Below are 18,525 nucleotides of genomic sequence, written 5' to 3' on the forward strand. Positions count from 1 at the left end.
TCATGATGAATATTTTAAGAATATAATAGCACATAGGAGTATATCGTAACCGCAAAATAATCCTACTATGTATTTCTCTTGTCGAATTATGTGTTCATTGATGGACTTGCTGCCATTGTCCAAGAACAGTTTCATCTGGATCCATTTTCAAAATGTCTCTTCCTTTTTTTGCGGAAGACATAGGAACCGTATGAAAGCTCTTCTGTGGGAAGGTGATGGTTTTATTCTTCTATACAAACGATAAGGAACCGGTTATTCTTTATGACTGTCAACCCTCCAGAAATGGAGACCATGCAGCAACCTTTTTGAAAGATTTCAAAGGTTATGTGCATTTGGATGGTTACTCAGGCTATAATAAACTGTCCGACATTACAAGGTGTGGCTGCTGGGGTCATCTGAGACGAAAAATATGGAGAATTACCTTCTTGACGGAAGATGTTCCATATCAAACAATGCAGCCGAAAATGCTATCCGCCTTTTTACAGCCGGACGCAAGAACTGGTTGTTTGCAGATACTCCTAAAGGAGCTTCTGCATCAGCAGCTGTATATAGTATTATCGAGACAGCGAAAGCAAATGGTCTTACTGTATATACCTATCTTGAATATCTGATATTATACATGCCAGACACAGACTGGCATAATTATCCGGATGAGCTGGATAATTATGCCATGGTCAGAAAATGTAAAAGCAGTATGTGCCAAGTAACTTAGGGATCGGGAGTATAACCGGTCCTTTAACTATACCTTATTAATTTTTTTACTGTAGTCAGTGTGTTCCATTATCTTATCTTGTATGTCAATCAAGGCCGGAATAACCACCGGAAGGAATACAAGACTAAGCAGCATAAGCCCGATAACTACTGCAATAGCAAGTTCCATCAAGATTACCAGATTGGAAGGGTACAGGGTGGCAAAGGTTCCGGAGAGTATGACTGCGGCGGATAATACCACAGAGCCTACATGTCTGGCTGCCTGTATGATAGCTTCCTTTGCAGGAAGTTCAGGATATTCCCGGAAGCGTTCCATTAAGAAGATACTGTAGTCAACTCCCAGAGCGGCTATCATAACAAAGGCAAAGAAGGGGACATTCCATGCCATTCCGCCGGGATTATGAAACAGCATATCCGAAAGCCATGAGGTAACGGACAGGGAGGTGTAATAGGCAGCAATCAGAGAGCCAATGATATATACAGGGATCCAAAAGGAACGGGTAACCAGAATCAGCAGGATAAAGATAGCTGCGAGTACAATAATCTGGGTAAAGGTAATATCATGGGTAGCCATATCACTCATATCCTTTGATAGGGCTGTTGCGCCTGCAAAACCGAACTTTGCATCACTTAGAACAGTACCGTTTAGATGGCTTTTTACTACTTCGTTAAGGGTATTCATCAACTGAATGGAGGAATCGGCGTAAGGCTCCGTATCTAAGTTGATGGTCACCCTGGCATAGGTTCTGTCATCTGACATGTAAGCGTTTAGCATGGTAGTGATGTCATCTGTGCTTAAAGCTTCCTCTGGAATATAGAAAGATTTTGCGGCAGTTAGCTGGTTAAGAAAATCACTTCCTTGAGTAAGTCCGTCTGTAATTTTAGTAAGTCCGTTTTTCCCGGTAATGATGCCGTTCTTTAGGTCACTGATGCCGCTTGCTAGGGTGGTAAGGTTGTTGGTCAGAGTGCTTACACCTTCCTGTACCTGGCCAGCTCCTGTCTTTAGTTTATCCATATTGGCGATAATCTGCTGCTGTCCTTTATTTCCCTCTTTCAGTCCGGTGTTAAGGACTTTTGCTCCTGCCTCTAACTGGCTGATTCCTTTCATCAGTTCAGAATCAGAAGAAGTATTTGTGATTACAGAAGAGAGCGCAATGCTTATCTGGTCAAGCCCTTTATTTAACATGGCATAGTTGGTATTTGCCTGGGTCATTCCTAAAGAAAGCTGGTCTAAAGACTTTGAGAGGGTGGCAAGATATGCCTTTAAGGCAGCAACATCCACATCACCGGGAAGCTTTTTATCAAGATTGCCGACACTGGCTTCCATGAGCTGTTCCAATTGCTTTAACTGGCCTATGGAGGTGCCTAAGGTTGTATAGCCATCCGAAAGGCTGACGTAACCGGTCTTAACCTTATTAAAGTTCGTGTTGATGGCTTTCAGGCCCTGATTTAAGGTTGTGATACCGGTCTTAAGCTTTGCGGCACCGTCAGCCAGGGAGGCAGCACCGTCTGCCCCTTGCTTAATACCGGAATCAACTGCTTTTAAACCGTCGTTTACGGCAGAGAGCCCCTTTGTCAGATCGCCGGTTCCGCTGTTCAGGTCATTTAACTGGGAGAAATCAGGAACACTTAATTGCTTTTCTATGGTATCAAGACCGTCATTTACCTTACCGATTCCGTCTTTGGCGTCGGAGAGTCCTTTTGTTACCGTCTTTAGCTGGCTGTCCGTGTACAAATCGGAAATGGGTTTTCCAAGAGGCTGTGTGGGGCCGGACACCAAAGCTATGCCATTTACGGTTTTTAAGGTTTCTGTCAGATTGTCGAGAGCTGCCAGAGCCTCATTGTTATCCATGGCATCTTTATTTTTTATAACCAGAGTGACAGGCATTGCCTTCCCGGCGCCGAATTCATCGGCAATAATATGAAAGCCCTTTACGGAAGGAGTGTCGGAGGGCATATCAGCCATACTGTCAAAGGACAGCTTTGTAGTATTAAAAAAGATTACAGGTACGATAACCGCTGCGACAATCAGTAAAGACAGAATGGGGTGCTTTACACTGTTAGAGGTAAGCCCTGCCCAGAATTTACTTTCCTTATGTCCGGCAGAGGCTTTGGAAGGCCAGAACAGGCGGGGACCCAACAGTCTCATTAATACCGGTGTCAAGGTCAGTATCTCAAGGAGCAGGATGGCAATACCGATGGCGACAGAATTGGCGGAACGGTATACCGGGAACTGTACAAAGCTTAAGCTTACAAATCCCATGAACACCGTAAGTCCGCTGTATAGGATTGTTTTACCGGAGGTCTTTAAGCTCTTTATTACGGCATCATCCACGGACAGTCCATGGGATAACTCTTCTTTAAAGCGGTTTAGTAACAGAATGTGGTAGTCTGTACCGATACCAAAGAGCACTACGATGATAAACATCTGGGTGAAGTTCGTAATGGGAAAGCCAAAGGCTGAATTTAAAACACCTATAATACCCATAGAGCAGATATAAGAAATTCCTACAGCCAGCAGGGAAACGATTGGAGTGACGGCAGAGCGGAACATTAGTATCAGGACTATCAGAATGAATATAATCGTTATGGCACCGCTTTTTTCAACACCTTTATTTACAGTGTTCATATAGTCATTGGCAATTGCAGGGCCTCCGGTTATGTAATGCTCCACCGGAATATCTTTTACGGCAGTTTCAAAGCTGTCAAGAATCTCTTTGCGGTTTCTGTCAGCTAAGTCGTAAGTAACCTGAACCATCAAAGTGGTTTTATCTTCGGAAATCAATTGGTCCTTTGCTGAGGGAGTTCCAAAGGGATCAATCAGATTGGTAATCTTTAGACTGTCTTTATCGGCATTCAACTTATCAAGGCCCTTGCTGATATTGTCCATATCATTGGTTGACAGAGCATTATCACTGTGGAATACAACAATCAAAGTATCTCCGTTAGAAGAACTCATATCATCCAGCATTTTTTGTGCAACATTGGAAGGAGAGTCTTCTTGTAGTGTCGCTTCCCCTTTTCCGCCAAGGATACTGCTAAGGTCTGGCTGGTTTAATACAAATAGTACTGTAACGGCAACCCAGACGGCTAGTATCAGGTAGCGGAAGCGAATCATATTGCGCATAATTATTCCTCCTTTAATTAATTACATTTGTACAAACTGTTTAATATAAAACACTTGTATATTATCTCAAGTGAGAGTATTTTAGTATAAGAAGAGAAAGGGTTCAATCATTAATACAGGAGTGTTTTGTGGGATAATCGACAGATGGGGGAACATTTGTAGAAAAGTTTATAAAAATATTAGAATCATAAAAAGGGGATTTGTTTTGAAAACGAATAATAATGACCGCAGGGTGCGAAGGACAAAAAAGCTGTTAACAAAGAGCCTGACTACCCTTATGAAGGAAAAGAAGATTAATAAAATTACCGTGACAGAATTAACAGAGTTAGCTGACGTGAACCGTTCCACCTTCTATCTGTATTATAAAGATATCTATGATATGATTGAGAAGATCGAGAATGAAATGTTCGAAGACTTTAGTGTGGAATTGAATAAGCTGTGCCTTTCAGAACCCAAAAAGGAAAATACCGTATCTTTCTTTATCTTCGTTTTTGATTTTATAAGGGAGAATGCTGACATCTGCAAGATTCTTCTAGGGGAAGACGGTGACTATAATTTCTTAAATAAATTCAAGGAAGCAATCCTTAAATATCAGCCTCCGGTTATGTATAAGTTTGGAGGTGCCATGGAGAAGTATTTTATGCCCTTTGCCATATCGGGATGTATCGGGGCTATCCAGCAGTGGCTGGAGGATGATATGAAGATTTCTTCCATGGAAATGTCGGCTTTTTTGATGGATCTGATATCCAGCGGGATAAAGCCTGTTGGAGAGGAGATTGATTAGGCAGCTTTTTTGGCTATAATCTCAAAACAAATGGATGCTTTGGGATTTTTGCATTGACATATATAGACCATCTATATATAATGTTATATATAGATAATCTATATATAAAGGAGAACAATATATGGCTATTGATAAAAGCTTGCTGACGGGCAGTACAACGACACTGATTTTAAAGTTACTGGAAGAAAAAGACATGTACGGATATCAGATGATTGAAACCCTTGCCAGGAAGTCAGATGAAACCTTCAAGCTAAAAGCCGGTACCTTATATCCGATTTTGCATGGCCTTGAAAATGACGGTATGGTGGAATCCTATGATGAAAAAACAGATGGAGCCAGAATCAGAAAGTACTACCATATAACATCAAAGGGGAGAAAGCTCCTACAGGAAAAGAAACAGGAATGGGCAGCTTATACTTCGGCAGTCAATAAGGTTTTGAATGGGGGTGTGAGCTATGCAGCCGTTTGAAGAAATCAAAAAGTACAGCAAAACTGTTTGTGAACAAATAAGATGGAAAAAGGCACACTCTATGATTGCAGAGGAAATAGAAAATCATATCTGTGACCAGCGGGATGCATATATTTCAGAAGGTGAAGAGGAAGAAACGGCAACCCGTAATGCAATCACACAAATGGGAGATGCAGTTACGGTTGGAATGGAACTGGATAAAACACATAAATCAAAACCACAGTGGGTACTGATTTCTTTGACTATTATTTTAATGCTGATTGGAGCAGGCGTGAGTTATTTAACCAATACCTTCTGGAATTCTCCGGGCAGTTTTCATATCTTTCCGTTCATAGTTGCCTTGGCTGCCTTTCTTATTACATATTTTCTGGACTTTTCTGTTTTAGGAAAATATCCGAAGCAGTGTTATCTTTTGACTTTGGTAATTGGCATGTTGGGATTGATGCTGTCTTCCCAGATCAACGGCAGGGCCTGGTTTGTGTGGGCAGGCAATTCAGTAAGTCTGGCATATTTATCCCTGCTATTTCCGCTGACATACTCCCTGTTTATCTATACTATGAGAAATAAGGGAGCTCGCGGCATTATTTTTTGCGGGATAGCGTATATTCCATATGCAATTATTTTATTGCTTATTCCAACTGCCACAGGCTTTGTTTTGTACACTCTCACAGCCTTAATTCTGTTATGTGCTGCTATTGCTAGAGGCTGGTTTGGTGTCAGTAAAAAACTTGGTATGTTATTCGTGCTCTTTCCCGCAGGATGTGCAGCTGCGCTTTCATGTGTCTGGTGTGTGTTTAACGCTTACCGGATTAGCCGGATTAGTATACTGCTCCATCCCTATTCTGATCCAAAGGGGTATCAGACAATTCTGATCCGTGAGCTGATGTCTAATGCGGCATTTACAGGGAAAGGCACCATCCCCCAAAAATACGGAGAGAATCCTTTATCTATGTCGTTTTTTGGCACCGACTTTGCACTTACGGCATTGACACATCATTATGGATGGATTGCATTTCTTGGTGTCGTGATGATTTTTACCGTCTTTTCTATCCTAGGTTTTCATTATGTGTCGAAGCAAAGAAGTGTTCTGGGGTTAATGGTGTCCTTATCCATTCTGTTGACTTTTGTAATGCAGGCAGCTATCTATATAATTGACAATCTTGGATATGGCTTATTATCAGCACTTTCCCTGCCTCTGGTATCCTATGGGAAGGCAGCTCTTCTAATCAACTCGGGCTTGATTGGATTTATGCTTTCAGTGTTTCGGACAGGGGATATTGTTAAGGACGGTTACAAGCCTTACAAAAAACCAGGCTCTTTTATTGTTTATGAAGATGGAAAATTAATAATAGACTTGACAATGCGAAAGACGTATAAGGAGAATTGAATTGCCATTTTTTACCCTGAAAAGGGAATCTATCATCAGACGGGAGGAAAGAATGAGTGTAGCGTGGGACTGGCGCACCAGTCCCCCTGCTTGCCATCGGCTTGTTATATTACTCCTACCGGAGCGGCAAATACCAGCTTTGTTACATGATCACCGTTATTGCGGTCTTTTTGGTTGTCTTTCCGATTGTTTTTATCACAGGCGGAGGATTTCGGGGTTCCATGCCGATGTACTTTATTTTCGTAGCCCGTACGGTAAAGATTAATATCGCACCTTGCTGAATATGTACTCGTTTTTGCAGGGGCTGGACAGTTCAAACCAGCCGTCCTCATCGAACTTCATCTTTTTGCGCAGATTGGACACATGTGCCTTCACCGTGCCGGATGCGCCGGGGGACATCTCTCCCCACGCACGGCGATAAATTTCATGAAAGCTGGGCCGCTGTCCGGCAAACAGGGCGAAGCAGTCTAAAAGCTGCAGCTCTTTTGAGCAAGCAGAATGTGATTTCCGTCCAGGGTGGCTTCTCCCGCCAGAAAATCAACCGTAAGCGGAGGAAGCTCGATTTTCCCGGCGGACATAACCCCGTTTCTGCGAAGCTGCGCCGCAACATGGGCACTCAGCACATTCAAATCATAGGGCTTGGTGACGTAATCGTCCCCGCCCTGAAGCAGTCCTTTTATCACGCTCTCATTTTCATCCCTGCAGGTCAGGAAGATGATGGGGGCGTTTGTTTTTTGCCTCAGCTCGGCGTAGAAGTCAAAGCCGGGGCCATCCGGCATCATCACATCTAAAAGAATCAGGTCGGGGGCGTGTTCCTCCAGCGCAAACCGTGCCTGTGTAAGGGTGGCTGCGCAGATTGCCTCACCTCCATTTCATTAAATTATTTTACCATATTTTGTATGAAAAAGGAATATTGAAAAATTTTTCAAAAACTGGTAAAGATTTCTTAACCTTACGCACAGGGAGAAATTTTTCTGCTACGATTTAAACTATGCCGGAATGTAAAAGCGGAATCGGCGGAAATGAGGTGATAACGTATGCTACAAATTACCCGGGTGGACATTTTAGACGGCCAGACCTTGGACATTGAGCTGAATAACGGCAGCATCGTGCTTCTGGCTTTGGCTGTGCTGTATGAATTTCCGGGATATGAAGCTCTCAAGGAGGACGACCGCATCCTCTGCCCCAGGACGACCGGGCAATTTGTCTACTGGCGGGACGGTCCAAGCCTCAAGATGGAAGAAATCATGAAACTGTCGTTTCAGCAAGGCAAGGATGAAAAGTAGTATGAAAAAAATCAAGACAATCGTAAGGAGGAATGATTTGATGAAACGAACATGGGAATAAATGGGTATCCTGCTACTGGCGGTAGCAATGGTATTCACCATGCTGCCACTGACGGCGGAGGTGGAGGGTGGCATCTGTACCCACGAACACGGGAAGGGATAGACCGAGGCCGCTTTCCGTGGATGAGCTACTTGCCATCGTCGGCAAGCCCGGCGATTAAGAATGGCAAGTCAGGGATTCCAGTTTTTCCAAAAAATGAGAGGGGGATTACCGTCATTGAACACGACCCGTACTGGAACATATAAACCATCGCAATACAATACACTTATTTCATACTGGGACGAATTTGTTGTCTACAATTCACTCAGCGGCTGTTTGTCTTTGCTAAACGCCGAAGAAAGAACGGCGCTGGAGGATATAGGCGGCGGCAACCCGGATATAGGCGGTATGGATGACGATTTTTTAGACAGGCTCTTAATAAATAACTATGTCGTTCCGACTGATATTGACGAGCGCGTCATTTTGCAGGAAAAATACCTGAATATGCAAAATGAAGGCTCCACCTTGACTATGACCATACTTCCAACGCTCTCCTGTAACTTCCAATGCGATTATTGCTTTCAGGGCACAAACAAAACAGGCGGGGTAATGGCAGATGACGTACAGGATGCGGTTATTGCTTTTGTGAAAGAAAAACTTGCGGGAAAAAAATCGCTACATATTACTTGGTTTGGAGGAGAACCAACTCTGGCGATGGACATCATCAAACGGATTTCCGACCGCCTGATTGCCTATTGTGATAAAAACAACATCGCTTATCAGGCCGCTATCATCACCAACGGTTATTTGCTCACCCCGGAGTGTGTCGGTGAACTGTATGTCAGGCGGGTACGCACCATACAGATCACTTTGGACGGCCCTTCCAGAATCCATGACGCCATCCGCTATCTCAAGAGCAGCAAAGCCGGTACCTTTAGTCAGATTATCGGCAACATAAGCGCATACCGGAGTGAGTTTCCGATTCACACCACTATCCGGGCAAACATAGACGCGAACAATAACGACTTATGTGATGAACTAATTGATGAAATGAACGCGGTTTTTCAGTCTAAAGAAAACATCAGTTTGTATTTTTCGCTTATACACGCTTCTACGAAAGAATGTAACCATATTGCAGAATCCGTCCTCGATGGGCAGACTTACGCCGGTATGGAAACAATCTGGTTGAAAAAAGCTGTAAACAGTGGTCTGTCAGGAATCGACCTTCCCATACAAAACATGGGCATGTGCGGTGCATCAAAAAACAACGGCTACGTTATTGTTCCCAACGGTGACTTACACAAATGCTGGGAAACGGTATCGCGATCCGAGTATAGAATTGGAAATATATGTGACTCACCGTCTATTCATCCAGATGCCGTGAGTAAATGGTTAGACTGGTCGCCGTTTGCCGAAGAAGAGTGTCGGGAATGCGCTATCTTGCCTAATTGCCTTGGATTCTGCCGCTATCATTTTATATATAAAGAAAATTATAGTGGTCACTCTAAGGAATCTATGTGTCCATCTTTGAAATACCAAATATCGGAAAGGCTGCGGCTCTATTTGGATACACATAACCATCGTCCTGAGAAAGCAGCCGTCGTAGAAAAAAATTGGAGGGATTGTACATGAAAGAAATCAAAGGTGCTGATGTCAACGGTTATATCACCGGGGGGCTTGACCTTACGGTGCGGGCAAGGACGGTGAACGACGAAATCATTGCACTTACGGTCACCCCGGATGGAACGAACGCAATGTTTAGCGGCGTGGAAATTACCCTGCCCGATGAAATCAGGCATATCGACCGGATAGTGGATTTGTTAGATATCTTAAAAAACTGCCGAGTCGAATTGCTTGACGGCAAGGCCTTGCAGTTGCTTCCACTGGAACGGCAGGTGGGTTTGAGGGCGGCGGGCGGTTGCAACTCCCAAGGATGTGCGACCGCAGCATGCACCACCAATTACCCGAACTGTAATGCGGAAGCCTGTGCGGGCGCAGCATGCTCCCCCGACGTGTCACCGTGTTTTGCGGAAGCCTGCGCCGCAAATGCCTGTGCGGCTTTAGCGTCTCCCTGCAACGGACTTCTCTGCTCGGCTAAACTATGCGCCGCCGACGCTGCACCTTGCGCTACGGTTGGCTGCGTTGCTGCCGCCTGCGCCGCGGCCTCCGCACCCTGTGCCGCGGCTGGCTGCGCAGGAAAGGCTTGCGCGGTAGACGTGATACCCTGCGTAGGAGACGGTCAGCTAGGCCCGTGCTTGGTCAATTTTCCATACTGCCCGTTTATACTTTGACAGGTTAAGAAGGATAAAACTCATGCAAATTAAAAGCAAAATCCTATCCCTGCGGCCGGTACATCCCTCAGATTGGTTTGAGGGCACTGAAAAACTATTCTAAACAGTAATTAGAAAAAGCACTATAAATGTTGAAAAGTTACAGCGTTTATAGTGTTTTTTTGTATAATTATGTTATCAACTTTTAGAAGATATAACTTGTAAACAACTTTCTCAAGGAAAACGCTAAAGTATACTCAGAAACCTCTCTTTTTATCCATTATATTTCTCACTCTTGAATATTTCCTGGGCAAGAAATATAATGGATAAAAAAAGATTGCTTCGGAGGGAAGTCATGGAATATATCAGTGTAAAGGAAGCGGCACTTTTCACGGTTCTTGCTCTGACGCTGCTGGTCAGGCCGCTGGAAAGTCCGTATTGATTACATGAAAGGTTGGCAGGCAAATGAAGAAAGCATTACAATTTATTATAAATAAATTTTTGAATAAACAGCTTAACCTGCGTGCCCGGCTGTTTAATGTACTGGCAATGGCGGGAATTCTGGTCAGCTCCGGAGTGGGCACTCTCGCTTTAATAACGGACGCCGGTGCGGAAGCCGCACCTTTCTGCTATCTTTCGACGCTGCTTTCCATCGGCTTGTTATATTACTCCTACCGGAGCGGAAAATACCAGCTTTGTTACATGATCACCATTATTGCGGTCTTTTTGGTCGTCTTTCCGGTTGTTTTTATCACAGGCGGAGGATTTCGAGGCTCCATGCCGATGTACTTTGTTTTCGCAGTTGTTTTCACTGCATTTATGCTGGACGGGAAAAAAATGTTTGTCATGGCGGGAATCGAACTGTCTGTCTATACAGGGCTTTGCTTATTTGCCTATTTTTTCCCCCAGTATATCATCTGGTACAAAGCGGAATGGAACGTTGTTATTGACATTATTGTTGGCCTGATTGTTGTCAGTGTTTCCCTGGGCGCCACCATGTCCGTTCAGCTTCGTCTTTACGACGAACAGCATCGGGAGCTTGAAAAGGCGCGAAAGCAGTTGGCGGCGGAAAATGTTGCCCTTGAACAGATCAACCGCCTGAAAACCGAGTTTTTGGGCAATGTCTCCCATGAACTGAAAACACCGCTAACGGTGATGTCCGGTTATGCGCAGACAACAAAGCAGCTTGCACAGCAGCCCGACACGCTGGACGGTGAGGAGGTATCCCGCCGGATGACGCTCATTTCCTCCGAGGCGGAGCGGCTTTCCCTGATGGTGGGACAGGTTCTGGATGTGACCCGCATGGAAGAGGGCCGCATGGTCATGGAGCCGGTGCGCTGCTATGTGGATGAGATCATCCATGCCGCTGTTGAAACCCATTACCCCATACTGAACAAGAACCAAAACCGGCTGAACATCAGCATCAAAAGCGGGCTTCCCGCCGTCCATGCCGACCCGGTGCGAATTTCTCAGGTTATTGTCAACCTAATCTCCAACGCGGTACGGTTTACGTCAAAGGGGCTGATTACTGTGTCCGCAAGGCTGGAGGACCCTCATATCTTAGTCTGCGTGTCAGATACCGGTGTTGGAATCGCAGCGGATCGGCTTCCACATATTTTTGAGCGCTACAGCAAAAAACAAAAATCCGGCGGCGGTCAGGATACCGGCACCGGACTTGGGTTATACATATGCAAACATATCGTGGAACAGCACGGTGGAACAATCTGGATTGAAAGCAAGGAAGGGCAGGGCACCGACCTGTTTTTCACCCTGCCCGTACTGTAAAGGCTAATACCGCACCTTGCTGAATATGTACTCGTTTTTGCCGGAGCAGGACAGTTCAAACCAGCCGCCCTCATCAAACTTCATCTTTCTGCGAAGATTGGACACATGTGCCTTGACCGTGCCGGATGCGCCGGGGGACATCTCTCCCCACGCGCGGCGGTAGATTTCATGAAAGCTGAGCCGCTGACCGGCAAACAAGGCGAAGCAGCCTAAAAGCTGCAGCTCTTTTAACGTAAGCGGAATGCGATTTCCGTTCAAGGTAGCTTCTCCCGCCAGAAAATCAACCGTCAACGGAGGAAGCTCGATTTTCCCGGCAGACATGACCCCGTTTCTGCGAAGCTGCGCCGCTACATGGGCGCTCAGTACATTCAAGTCATAAGGCTTGGTGACGTAATCGTCTCCGCCCTGAAGTAAACCTTTTATCACGCTCTCATTTTCATCCCTGCAGGTCAGGAAGATGATGGGGGCGTTTGTTTTTTGCCGCAGCTCGGCGCAGAAGTCAAAGCCGGAGCCGTCTGGCATCATCACATCCAGCAAAATCAGGTCAGGGGCGTTTTCCTCCAGCAGAAACCGCGCCTCTGCAAGGGTGGCTGCGCTGATTGCCTCATATCCCTTGCCTTCAAAGTATTCCCGGTTGATTTCCAGCACATTGGCTTCATCCTCTACCATTAAGAGCTTTATTTTCTTCATTCCATCACCTCACGTTTGCTGAAATGAGTTTACCATATTTTGTATGGAAATGGAATATGGAAAATTTATAAAAAGAAAGTGGTAAAGATTTCTTTACCTTACACACAGGAAGAAAATTTTCTGCTAGGATTAAAACTATGCCGGAATGTAGTAGCGGAAACGACGGAAATGAGGTGATAACCTATGCTGCAAATTACCCGGGTAGACATTATAGACGGTCAGACCTTGGATATTGAGCTCAGTAACGGCCATTTGATCCTGTTTGATACCCAGCGCCTGCCCGAAACGGATCACAGCTATGACAGCCTGCGGGATTTGGAGGTGCTGCCCCGCCCGAGTACCGACGGTCAGAGCATCTTCTGGCGGGACGGTCCACGGCTCGCGCTGGGGGACATCCTGCGCTGGCTGACAGTTCAAAAAAACAATGAATGAGGAGGTAATATCAAAAAATGAAACGAACACTCAAAAAACTTGGCGCAGCGCTGCTGGCACTGTGCATTGTGATGACAATGCTGCCGGTAGCAGCTTTTGCCGGAACAGAGGATAATGTCACCGTTTCAACGGCGGCGGAGCTTAAAGCTGCGTTGGAATCAGCCACGCCCAAAAATATCACGGTGAACAGTGCTCTAATCCAAATGAATCTCACCATGGTGGGGGCCGACCACACGCTGAACATTGCCCAAGACCAGATAGTAGAGGTCATGGGCAGTATACTGACCATTCCCGCGGGTAAAACACTGACGGTGCGGGGCCCGGGAACCTTCAGGAATTGGTTAAACGATGGTATCGAATTGGAGGGAACGCTCTCGTTAAAGGATGGGCTGACCTTTAATGTCATTAACAACAATACGGGTACGGGTATGGGAGTGAACATCGGCGTCAACGGAAAACTTCAATCGGTGGATTGTGCGATAGCCATAGGGAATTCCGATGCTTCCAGCTCCGGCACCATTGGAATTGGCTCTTTCGGTACCATTGATATTCAAGGTGGCACGCTCCGGATTTATAATCAATGTTTTGGTTCAACAGGAATTTTCTCCCTCAGTCAGATGACCGTGTCGGATGGATGCGAAATAACGATTGAGAACACTGGTGATGGGTCAGTTGGAATTCTCTCCTTTTCCAATAGCATGCTTATAACGGGGTCCATGCTTACCATCAAAAATAGCAGGCAGATCGGCCAAAACACAGGACTTTCTCTAGCGGGTATTGCTGACATCGAAAGCAGCCAGGTTACGTTTGAAAATGCTGCAAATGGAGTGGCCATTGATCCTAGCGACGGAGCTTTGACCTTTAAAGAATGCGGGATCACGGCAAATACTTCAGAATGGGGCATTTTTTCTTCGGGGGGTACAGGATCAGTAGTCTATGAGGACACTACGATCACCGTTCCGTCTGGCAAAGCAATGATAGCCCAAAATTTATCTTCAATCGGGGGGAGCGGCACCTCAAAGATTATTTTGGCAGAAGGCGCCGGGCTTCAAGGCTATCCCATGCAGGACCGCGACACACCGCTGACCTCAACAGACCCGGTAACCGCAGGCGCGGCGGACGCAGCCGCCTCCCCCACAGGCTTAAGCGCGGGAACCTATACATGGGACGGCACCTATTTTACAAAGAGCGTTGACACCACTGCTCCCACGCTTTCGGCCGGAACGGTAAACCGTACCAGTGATACGGAGGCTGCCATCGGCTTTACCACCGGTGAAGAGGGCACTGCGTTCTATGCGGTAGTGGACAGCGGCGCAGCGGCTCTCACAAAAGAAAGTGTCGCGGGAGGAACCTCCCTTGGCACGGTTTCGGGTACAGTTACCGATAAATCCGTTACCCTGACCGCCGGAGCGAAGGACATCTATGTGGTGGTCAAGGATGCGGCAAACAACATCAGCGAGCCGCTGAAAATAGAAGCGGCGGCGTATTCCGCGCCGATCGGCGACGCGGGCTGGACGCTGGAGGACGGCCACCTGGCCATTACCAGCGACGAGGGCATGACCGGCTGGATAGCTGCCGGCTATACCCCCAAGGCCTCCGTCACCACCCTGACCATCGGCGAGGCCGTGTCCGGCATTCCAGTCAACGCGTTTGTTAGCTGCCTCAATCTGGCCACGGTAACCTTTGACGGCACGCCGGCCGTGACAAGCATTGGCGGCAGCGCATTCTCTTACTGTGCCCTCACCGCCTTTACCATACCCGCCAATGTTAACGCGATTAACCCCACAGCATTTGTCGGCACCCCGATTACCACATTTACCGTGGCAGATGGTAATACAGTCTTTGGCGTCTCCGCACAAAGTGGTGCGCTGCTGACAGACGGCGGGGCCACGCTGTACACCTTCCCTAAGGGGATAACCGGTGAATACACCGTGGAGGACAGCATTACCGCCATCGGCGGATTCGCGTTTGACGAAACTGATCTTTCCATCGTCGTCATCCCCGATACCGTGACCTCCATTGGGGACAGTGCATTTCCAGGCGATTCCATGCTGACCGCCGTGTTTTTCGAGAGCAATAATCCGCCCGCCATCGAAGGCAACGATAATTTTCTATATTGCGATAAGCTATCCTCCATCTATGTTCCGGCGGGCGCAGTGGATACCTACAAGGAGGTACCCGGCCTAGCCAACTGCGTCGATATGATCAAGGCGAAACCCGATGAAAACCCCAGTGTCAACAACGAAGACGGGCTGAAAGCGGCGCTGGAATATGAGCTGCCGCAAACCATCACGATGACGGACGACATCACGGTGAGCGCGGGCAACGTTATCGTGGGTGCAGACCACACGCTGAACATTAACGGCAACATGTTGACCATCAGTGGTAGCAAGGCCATCTATACAAACGCCAAAGCCCTGACCATTAACGGCGGCACGGTAAGGGTCGCCAACCCCGCCCAGAGTGGTATTCGGGGCGATACCGTTGGTGCCACCGGTGCTACCAGCGGCGGTACGCTGAACCTTGTAAACGTCACGGTGAATCTGGAGAACACAGGCAGTAGCGGCGGTCTGTCCAATATGAACATTACTGTGGGCAGCGGCGCCACCATCAACCTGAATTCTTCGACAGCAGGAGGCCAGATCCTGTTAGGAAATGATAGAACCCTGACCATCAACACCGGCGCCGCGGTGAACGTCAATGCTTTTAGTAGCATAGGTATTAACATCCAGGGGGGCACAGTGCATATAAATGGCGGCACGTTAAGCGTTAAGGTGGGTTCAGGGATTAACCAGGGTATTCGCTACAGCATGGGTGGCAGCCTCCTGAATTATTCTTCCGGTACACTGTCCGCCGAGGAGGGAAGCGGGATTTATTTAATTGATACCTCAAAGGTCAAAGGCCTAGGCGGCAAATTCAAGGACCGGGGCACGGTCTTTACCGATTCCGGGCAGGTCACGGTGGGCGACGGAAACGCAGCAGCCTCGCCGAACGGCTTAACAGAGGGCACATATTTCTGGAACGGCACTCAGTTCGAGAAGCATGGGATCAATGTCACCACAGAGCCGCAGGATGCAACTGTCACACAGGGCGCAATCAGCGGATTCCTGTCGGCAGAGGGTACAGCCAGCAATGGCAATCTGACGATCGGTTATCAGTGGTGGCAGCGCAACGAATTTCCAGGAGGGGGATTTAAGTACAGTATGATTGACGGGGCGACAGGCAGCAGCTTTGCCATCCCGACGGATTTAACGGAGGGGATTTATATCTTCCGCTGCAAGCTCACCGCTGCGGGCTGCCATGACGGGTATACACGCGATGTAACTGTGACGGTGAATGCGGCGGTACCATCAAGCAACGCCAATCTGGCGAGCCTGACGGTCAGCGGGGGAACCTTATCCCCGGCATTTGACCCGGGCACAACCGGCTACAGCGTCAGTGTGGCAAACAGCGTCAGCAGCATCACAGCAGGTGCGACGGCGGCGGACGCCGGAGCGACCGTTACCGGCGCGGGTGCGAAAGCCCTGAGTGTCGGAGCGAACACCATCACCATCACAGTTACCGCTGAGGACGGCGTGACCACAAAGACCTACACCGTCACCGTCACCCGTGCGGCGAATTCTGGCGATGGTAATAACAGCGGCGGTTCCCCGAGCACACCAACACCGACACCAACACCGGACCCTTCCACTTATCCGGTTACCGGCAATAGTGCAGAAAGCTGGAGCGGCGTTATGCAGGCACTGCAAGGCGGCGGCTCCGGACAGTTAAATATCAATATGACCGGAACCACAGTTCTTCCGGGAGCGGTGCTGAAAGAGCTGGCAGGGACGAATCAGACCGTTACCTTTACCTTAGGAGACGGAATTTCCTGGAGCATATCGGGAAATGAGATAAAGAAAGCAAGCGAAGATGGTTCGGTACCTGACTGGAAGAATATTGATCTGAAGGTCACGGTGGGAGCCGGACAGATTCCGGAGAAGACTCTGGAAGCGCTGGCAGCGCAGACAGGGGCAGCAAACAAAGAAGGAATCATCCTGTTGAGCCTTTCCCACGATGGAAGCTTTGGCTTTACACCAAGATTATCGGTTTCTATCGGCAGCAGCCAGGCGGGAAGAACAGCCAATCTCTTCTATTACAATCCGGCTACCGGACAGCTGGAGCTGATGTGCACGGCAGCGATTGATTCGGAGGGCAATACGGTATTCCCCTTCAGTCATGCCTCCGACTATGCCATCGCAGTGGACGACGGAACAATTCTGAAAGCAGAGCTTGATAAGCTGGCATTGACACCGGCAAAGAAGACCCTCTATACCGGCGGAAATACCGGGAAGTCAACGGCGCTGAAGGTTAGCCCGCCCGCCAGCTTAAGCACCCTGACAAAGGAAGACAGCCTGTATCCTGTTATCACCTATACCTCCTCTGATCCTAAGGTTGCCGCTGTGACGGCAGAGGGTAAGGTAACTGCGAAAAAGGCAGGGAAGGCAGTAATAACCGTCACGGTTACGGCCGGCGGAGTCTCTAAGGCTTTAAAGACGGACATCACGGTGAAGGAAGCCTATATTAAGCTGGTTAAGGCTCAGAGCAGCCTGAAGCAGGGGGAAAGCTTCACCTATACAGCCACCGGCTATGGAGTGAGCACCGATAAGATCACCTGGACTACCACCAAGAAGTCCATCGTGGTAATTGATAAAAAAACCGGAAAGGCCACTGGCAAATCGGCCGGAACGGATACTGTAGTTGCCAAGTATGGTAGCGTACAAAAAGTAATCAAGGTTATGGTTAAGTAAATTACTTTTATAGTAAATTATTTTTACAGGACGACAGAATGTGAAACAGTACCATCTCTTTTGTTGGAGGGAAGGTACTGTTTTACGTTCTGTTTTTGCGGTAACAAAATCATTGTTATAATCCTTATTTAAACTTATGCTGATCGAAACCTATATGGACCAAAAGGTACCGAAGGACGAATGCCTGCGTGTGCAAATACCGACAGTTTTGAGGAAAAGTCAGAAACTACTAAACGATATGAGACGGACCAGGTTGCTTAGAGCATGTGATAAAACTATCAAAGAAGGGCCACTATTTTACAGAGAGAGAAGTAAATAAATCATACAGCTCGGGAAGAACCTTTTTAAGAGAAACCGGGCGCTTTCTATTCGAATCAAAATAGCAATGAATGCTTTCTCCCCTTGTCCGAAGTTTACCGGTTAGAGCATCTGTAATCTCATATTGGACAGTCATTTTGGTTACGGTCAGGGAAGTAAGGGAAACCTGAATGTTTACTGTATCACCGAAACAGACCATAGACTTGTATTCGCAGGATATGCCAAGCAGTGCAAAGTCGATACCTTCTTTCACAGCACGTTCATAGCCGAAGCCAATCTGTTCCATAAAATCTACCCTTGCTTCTTCCATCCAATGAATATAATTGGCATGATGGATGATACCCATTTGATCGGTCTCATAATAATGTGTTTTTCTTACATATGGTTTGATATCCACGGGAAATACCTTCTTTCGGCTCTATTGTATGAATCTATA

Annotated in this window: 17 protein-coding genes and 1 pseudogene; 12 read left to right on the top strand and 6 right to left on the bottom strand. The window is 47.2% G+C overall.

What is annotated here, in order from left to right:
• Window positions 1–90: 90 nt before the first annotated feature.
• The 3 genes and pseudogenes from tnpB to BUF11_RS25250 form a co-directional block, all read left to right on the top strand.
• On the top strand, window positions 91–183 hold the full coding sequence (gene tnpB / locus BUF11_RS25155) for an IS66 family insertion sequence element accessory protein TnpB (protein ID WP_408606865.1): 93 nt from the start codon (window positions 91–93) through the stop codon (window positions 181–183).
• Between the two features lie 7 nt (window positions 184–190).
• Window positions 191–244 carry a hypothetical protein gene (locus tag BUF11_RS25160; RefSeq protein WP_073587841.1) on the top strand — a complete coding sequence of 18 codons (54 nt, stop codon included), beginning with the start codon at window positions 191–193 and terminating at the stop codon, window positions 242–244.
• Window positions 237–707, top strand: a pseudogene (locus tag BUF11_RS25250) (IS66 family transposase); the annotation flags it as partial. The gene BUF11_RS25160 and the pseudogene BUF11_RS25250, both read left to right, overlap by 8 nt.
• 32 nt (window positions 708–739) lie before the next feature.
• Here the strand turns inward: BUF11_RS25250 and BUF11_RS00570 are convergent.
• Entirely contained in the window at window positions 740–3,838 is a 3,099-nt protein-coding gene (locus BUF11_RS00570; protein WP_073586869.1) for an MMPL family transporter, read from the bottom strand.
• A 205-nt stretch (window positions 3,839–4,043) separates the two neighbouring features.
• On the opposite strand from BUF11_RS00570, the gene BUF11_RS00575 reads away from it, so the two are divergent.
• From BUF11_RS00575 to BUF11_RS00585, 3 genes are all read left to right on the top strand, one after another.
• A complete protein-coding gene (locus BUF11_RS00575; protein WP_073586870.1) occupies window positions 4,044–4,622 on the top strand; it encodes a TetR/AcrR family transcriptional regulator in 579 nt (192 codons plus the stop codon).
• Between the two features lie 121 nt (window positions 4,623–4,743).
• Window positions 4,744–5,091, top strand: a complete 348-nt coding sequence (locus BUF11_RS00580) for a PadR family transcriptional regulator (RefSeq protein ID WP_073586871.1) — start codon at window positions 4,744–4,746, stop codon at window positions 5,089–5,091.
• Window positions 5,078–6,478, top strand: coding sequence for an FtsW/RodA/SpoVE family cell cycle protein (locus tag BUF11_RS00585; RefSeq protein ID WP_073586872.1), 1,401 nt, complete (start codon window positions 5,078–5,080; stop codon window positions 6,476–6,478). Before BUF11_RS00580 ends, BUF11_RS00585 begins: the two co-directional genes overlap by 14 nt.
• A gap of 104 nt (window positions 6,479–6,582) precedes the next feature.
• Here BUF11_RS00585 and BUF11_RS23900 read toward each other — a convergent pair whose 3' ends face one another.
• From BUF11_RS23900 to BUF11_RS00595, 3 genes are read right to left on the bottom strand one after another with little or no spacing between them, the layout of a single operon-like run.
• Window positions 6,583–6,795 carry a hypothetical protein gene (locus BUF11_RS23900; protein ID WP_139243236.1) on the bottom strand — a complete coding sequence of 71 codons (213 nt, stop codon included), beginning with the start codon at window positions 6,793–6,795 and terminating at the stop codon, window positions 6,583–6,585.
• Entirely contained in the window at window positions 6,740–6,958 is a 219-nt protein-coding gene (locus BUF11_RS25165; RefSeq protein ID WP_084558385.1) for a helix-turn-helix domain-containing protein, read from the bottom strand. Before BUF11_RS25165 ends, BUF11_RS23900 begins: the two co-directional genes overlap by 56 nt.
• Entirely contained in the window at window positions 6,946–7,335 is a 390-nt protein-coding gene (locus tag BUF11_RS00595; RefSeq protein WP_084558386.1) for a response regulator transcription factor, read from the bottom strand. Before BUF11_RS00595 ends, BUF11_RS25165 begins: the two co-directional genes overlap by 13 nt.
• Window positions 7,336–7,515: 180 nt before the next feature.
• On the opposite strand from BUF11_RS00595, the gene BUF11_RS00600 reads away from it, so the two are divergent.
• From BUF11_RS00600 to BUF11_RS00615, 4 genes are all read left to right on the top strand, one after another.
• Window positions 7,516–7,764: a hypothetical protein gene (locus tag BUF11_RS00600; protein ID WP_073586874.1), complete on the top strand. Its 249-nt coding sequence runs from the start codon at window positions 7,516–7,518 to the stop codon at window positions 7,762–7,764.
• 277 nt (window positions 7,765–8,041) lie between these two features.
• Window positions 8,042–9,436 (top strand): radical SAM/SPASM domain-containing protein, encoded by a 1,395-nt coding sequence (locus tag BUF11_RS00605; protein ID WP_175561961.1) that lies wholly within the window; start codon window positions 8,042–8,044, stop codon window positions 9,434–9,436.
• Window positions 9,433–10,095 carry a hypothetical protein gene (locus BUF11_RS00610; protein WP_073586876.1) on the top strand — a complete coding sequence of 221 codons (663 nt, stop codon included), beginning with the start codon at window positions 9,433–9,435 and terminating at the stop codon, window positions 10,093–10,095. Before BUF11_RS00605 ends, BUF11_RS00610 begins: the two co-directional genes overlap by 4 nt.
• Window positions 10,096–10,539: 444 nt before the next feature.
• On the top strand, window positions 10,540–11,859 hold the full coding sequence (locus tag BUF11_RS00615; protein WP_073586877.1) for a sensor histidine kinase: 1,320 nt from the start codon (window positions 10,540–10,542) through the stop codon (window positions 11,857–11,859).
• 3 nt (window positions 11,860–11,862) lie between these two features.
• Here BUF11_RS00615 and BUF11_RS00620 read toward each other — a convergent pair whose 3' ends face one another.
• Entirely contained in the window at window positions 11,863–12,549 is a 687-nt protein-coding gene (locus BUF11_RS00620; protein ID WP_073586878.1) for a response regulator transcription factor, read from the bottom strand.
• Window positions 12,550–12,732: 183 nt separating this feature from the next.
• On the opposite strand from BUF11_RS00620, the gene BUF11_RS00625 reads away from it, so the two are divergent.
• Together BUF11_RS00625 and BUF11_RS00630 are read left to right on the top strand one after the other, a co-directional pair.
• Window positions 12,733–12,981 (top strand): hypothetical protein, encoded by a 249-nt coding sequence (locus BUF11_RS00625; RefSeq protein WP_073586879.1) that lies wholly within the window; start codon window positions 12,733–12,735, stop codon window positions 12,979–12,981.
• 17 nt (window positions 12,982–12,998) lie between these two features.
• Window positions 12,999–17,771 (top strand): leucine-rich repeat protein, encoded by a 4,773-nt coding sequence (locus tag BUF11_RS00630; protein WP_073586880.1) that lies wholly within the window; start codon window positions 12,999–13,001, stop codon window positions 17,769–17,771.
• Window positions 17,772–18,063: 292 nt separating this feature from the next.
• Here the strand turns inward: BUF11_RS00630 and BUF11_RS00635 are convergent, their stop codons facing one another.
• Window positions 18,064–18,486: an acyl-CoA thioesterase gene (locus BUF11_RS00635; RefSeq protein WP_073586881.1), complete on the bottom strand. Its 423-nt coding sequence runs from the start codon at window positions 18,484–18,486 to the stop codon at window positions 18,064–18,066.
• Between the last annotated feature and the right edge of the window lie 39 nt (window positions 18,487–18,525).

The sequence above is a fragment of the Anaerocolumna xylanovorans DSM 12503 genome (assembly GCF_900143645.1).
In the GTDB taxonomy this organism is placed as follows: Bacteria; Bacillota; Clostridia; order Lachnospirales; family Lachnospiraceae; genus Anaerocolumna; species Anaerocolumna xylanovorans.

Excerpts from the sequence above, each read along its gene's own strand:
- BUF11_RS00570 (WP_073586869.1), bottom strand. The coding sequence starts at position 3,838 with ATGCGCAATATGATTCGCTTCCGCTACCTGATACTAGCCGTCTGGGTT.
- BUF11_RS00580 (WP_073586871.1), top strand. The coding sequence starts at position 4,744 with ATGGCTATTGATAAAAGCTTGCTGACGGGCAGTACAACGACACTGATT.
- BUF11_RS00585 (WP_073586872.1), top strand. The coding sequence starts at position 5,078 with ATGCAGCCGTTTGAAGAAATCAAAAAGTACAGCAAAACTGTTTGTGAA.
- BUF11_RS00600 (WP_073586874.1), top strand. The coding sequence starts at position 7,516 with ATGCTACAAATTACCCGGGTGGACATTTTAGACGGCCAGACCTTGGAC.
- BUF11_RS00610 (WP_073586876.1), top strand. The coding sequence starts at position 9,433 with ATGAAAGAAATCAAAGGTGCTGATGTCAACGGTTATATCACCGGGGGG.
- BUF11_RS00615 (WP_073586877.1), top strand. The coding sequence starts at position 10,540 with ATGAAGAAAGCATTACAATTTATTATAAATAAATTTTTGAATAAACAG.
- BUF11_RS00620 (WP_073586878.1), bottom strand. The coding sequence starts at position 12,549 with ATGAAGAAAATAAAGCTCTTAATGGTAGAGGATGAAGCCAATGTGCTG.
- BUF11_RS00625 (WP_073586879.1), top strand. The coding sequence starts at position 12,733 with ATGCTGCAAATTACCCGGGTAGACATTATAGACGGTCAGACCTTGGAT.
- BUF11_RS00630 (WP_073586880.1), top strand. The coding sequence starts at position 12,999 with ATGAAACGAACACTCAAAAAACTTGGCGCAGCGCTGCTGGCACTGTGC.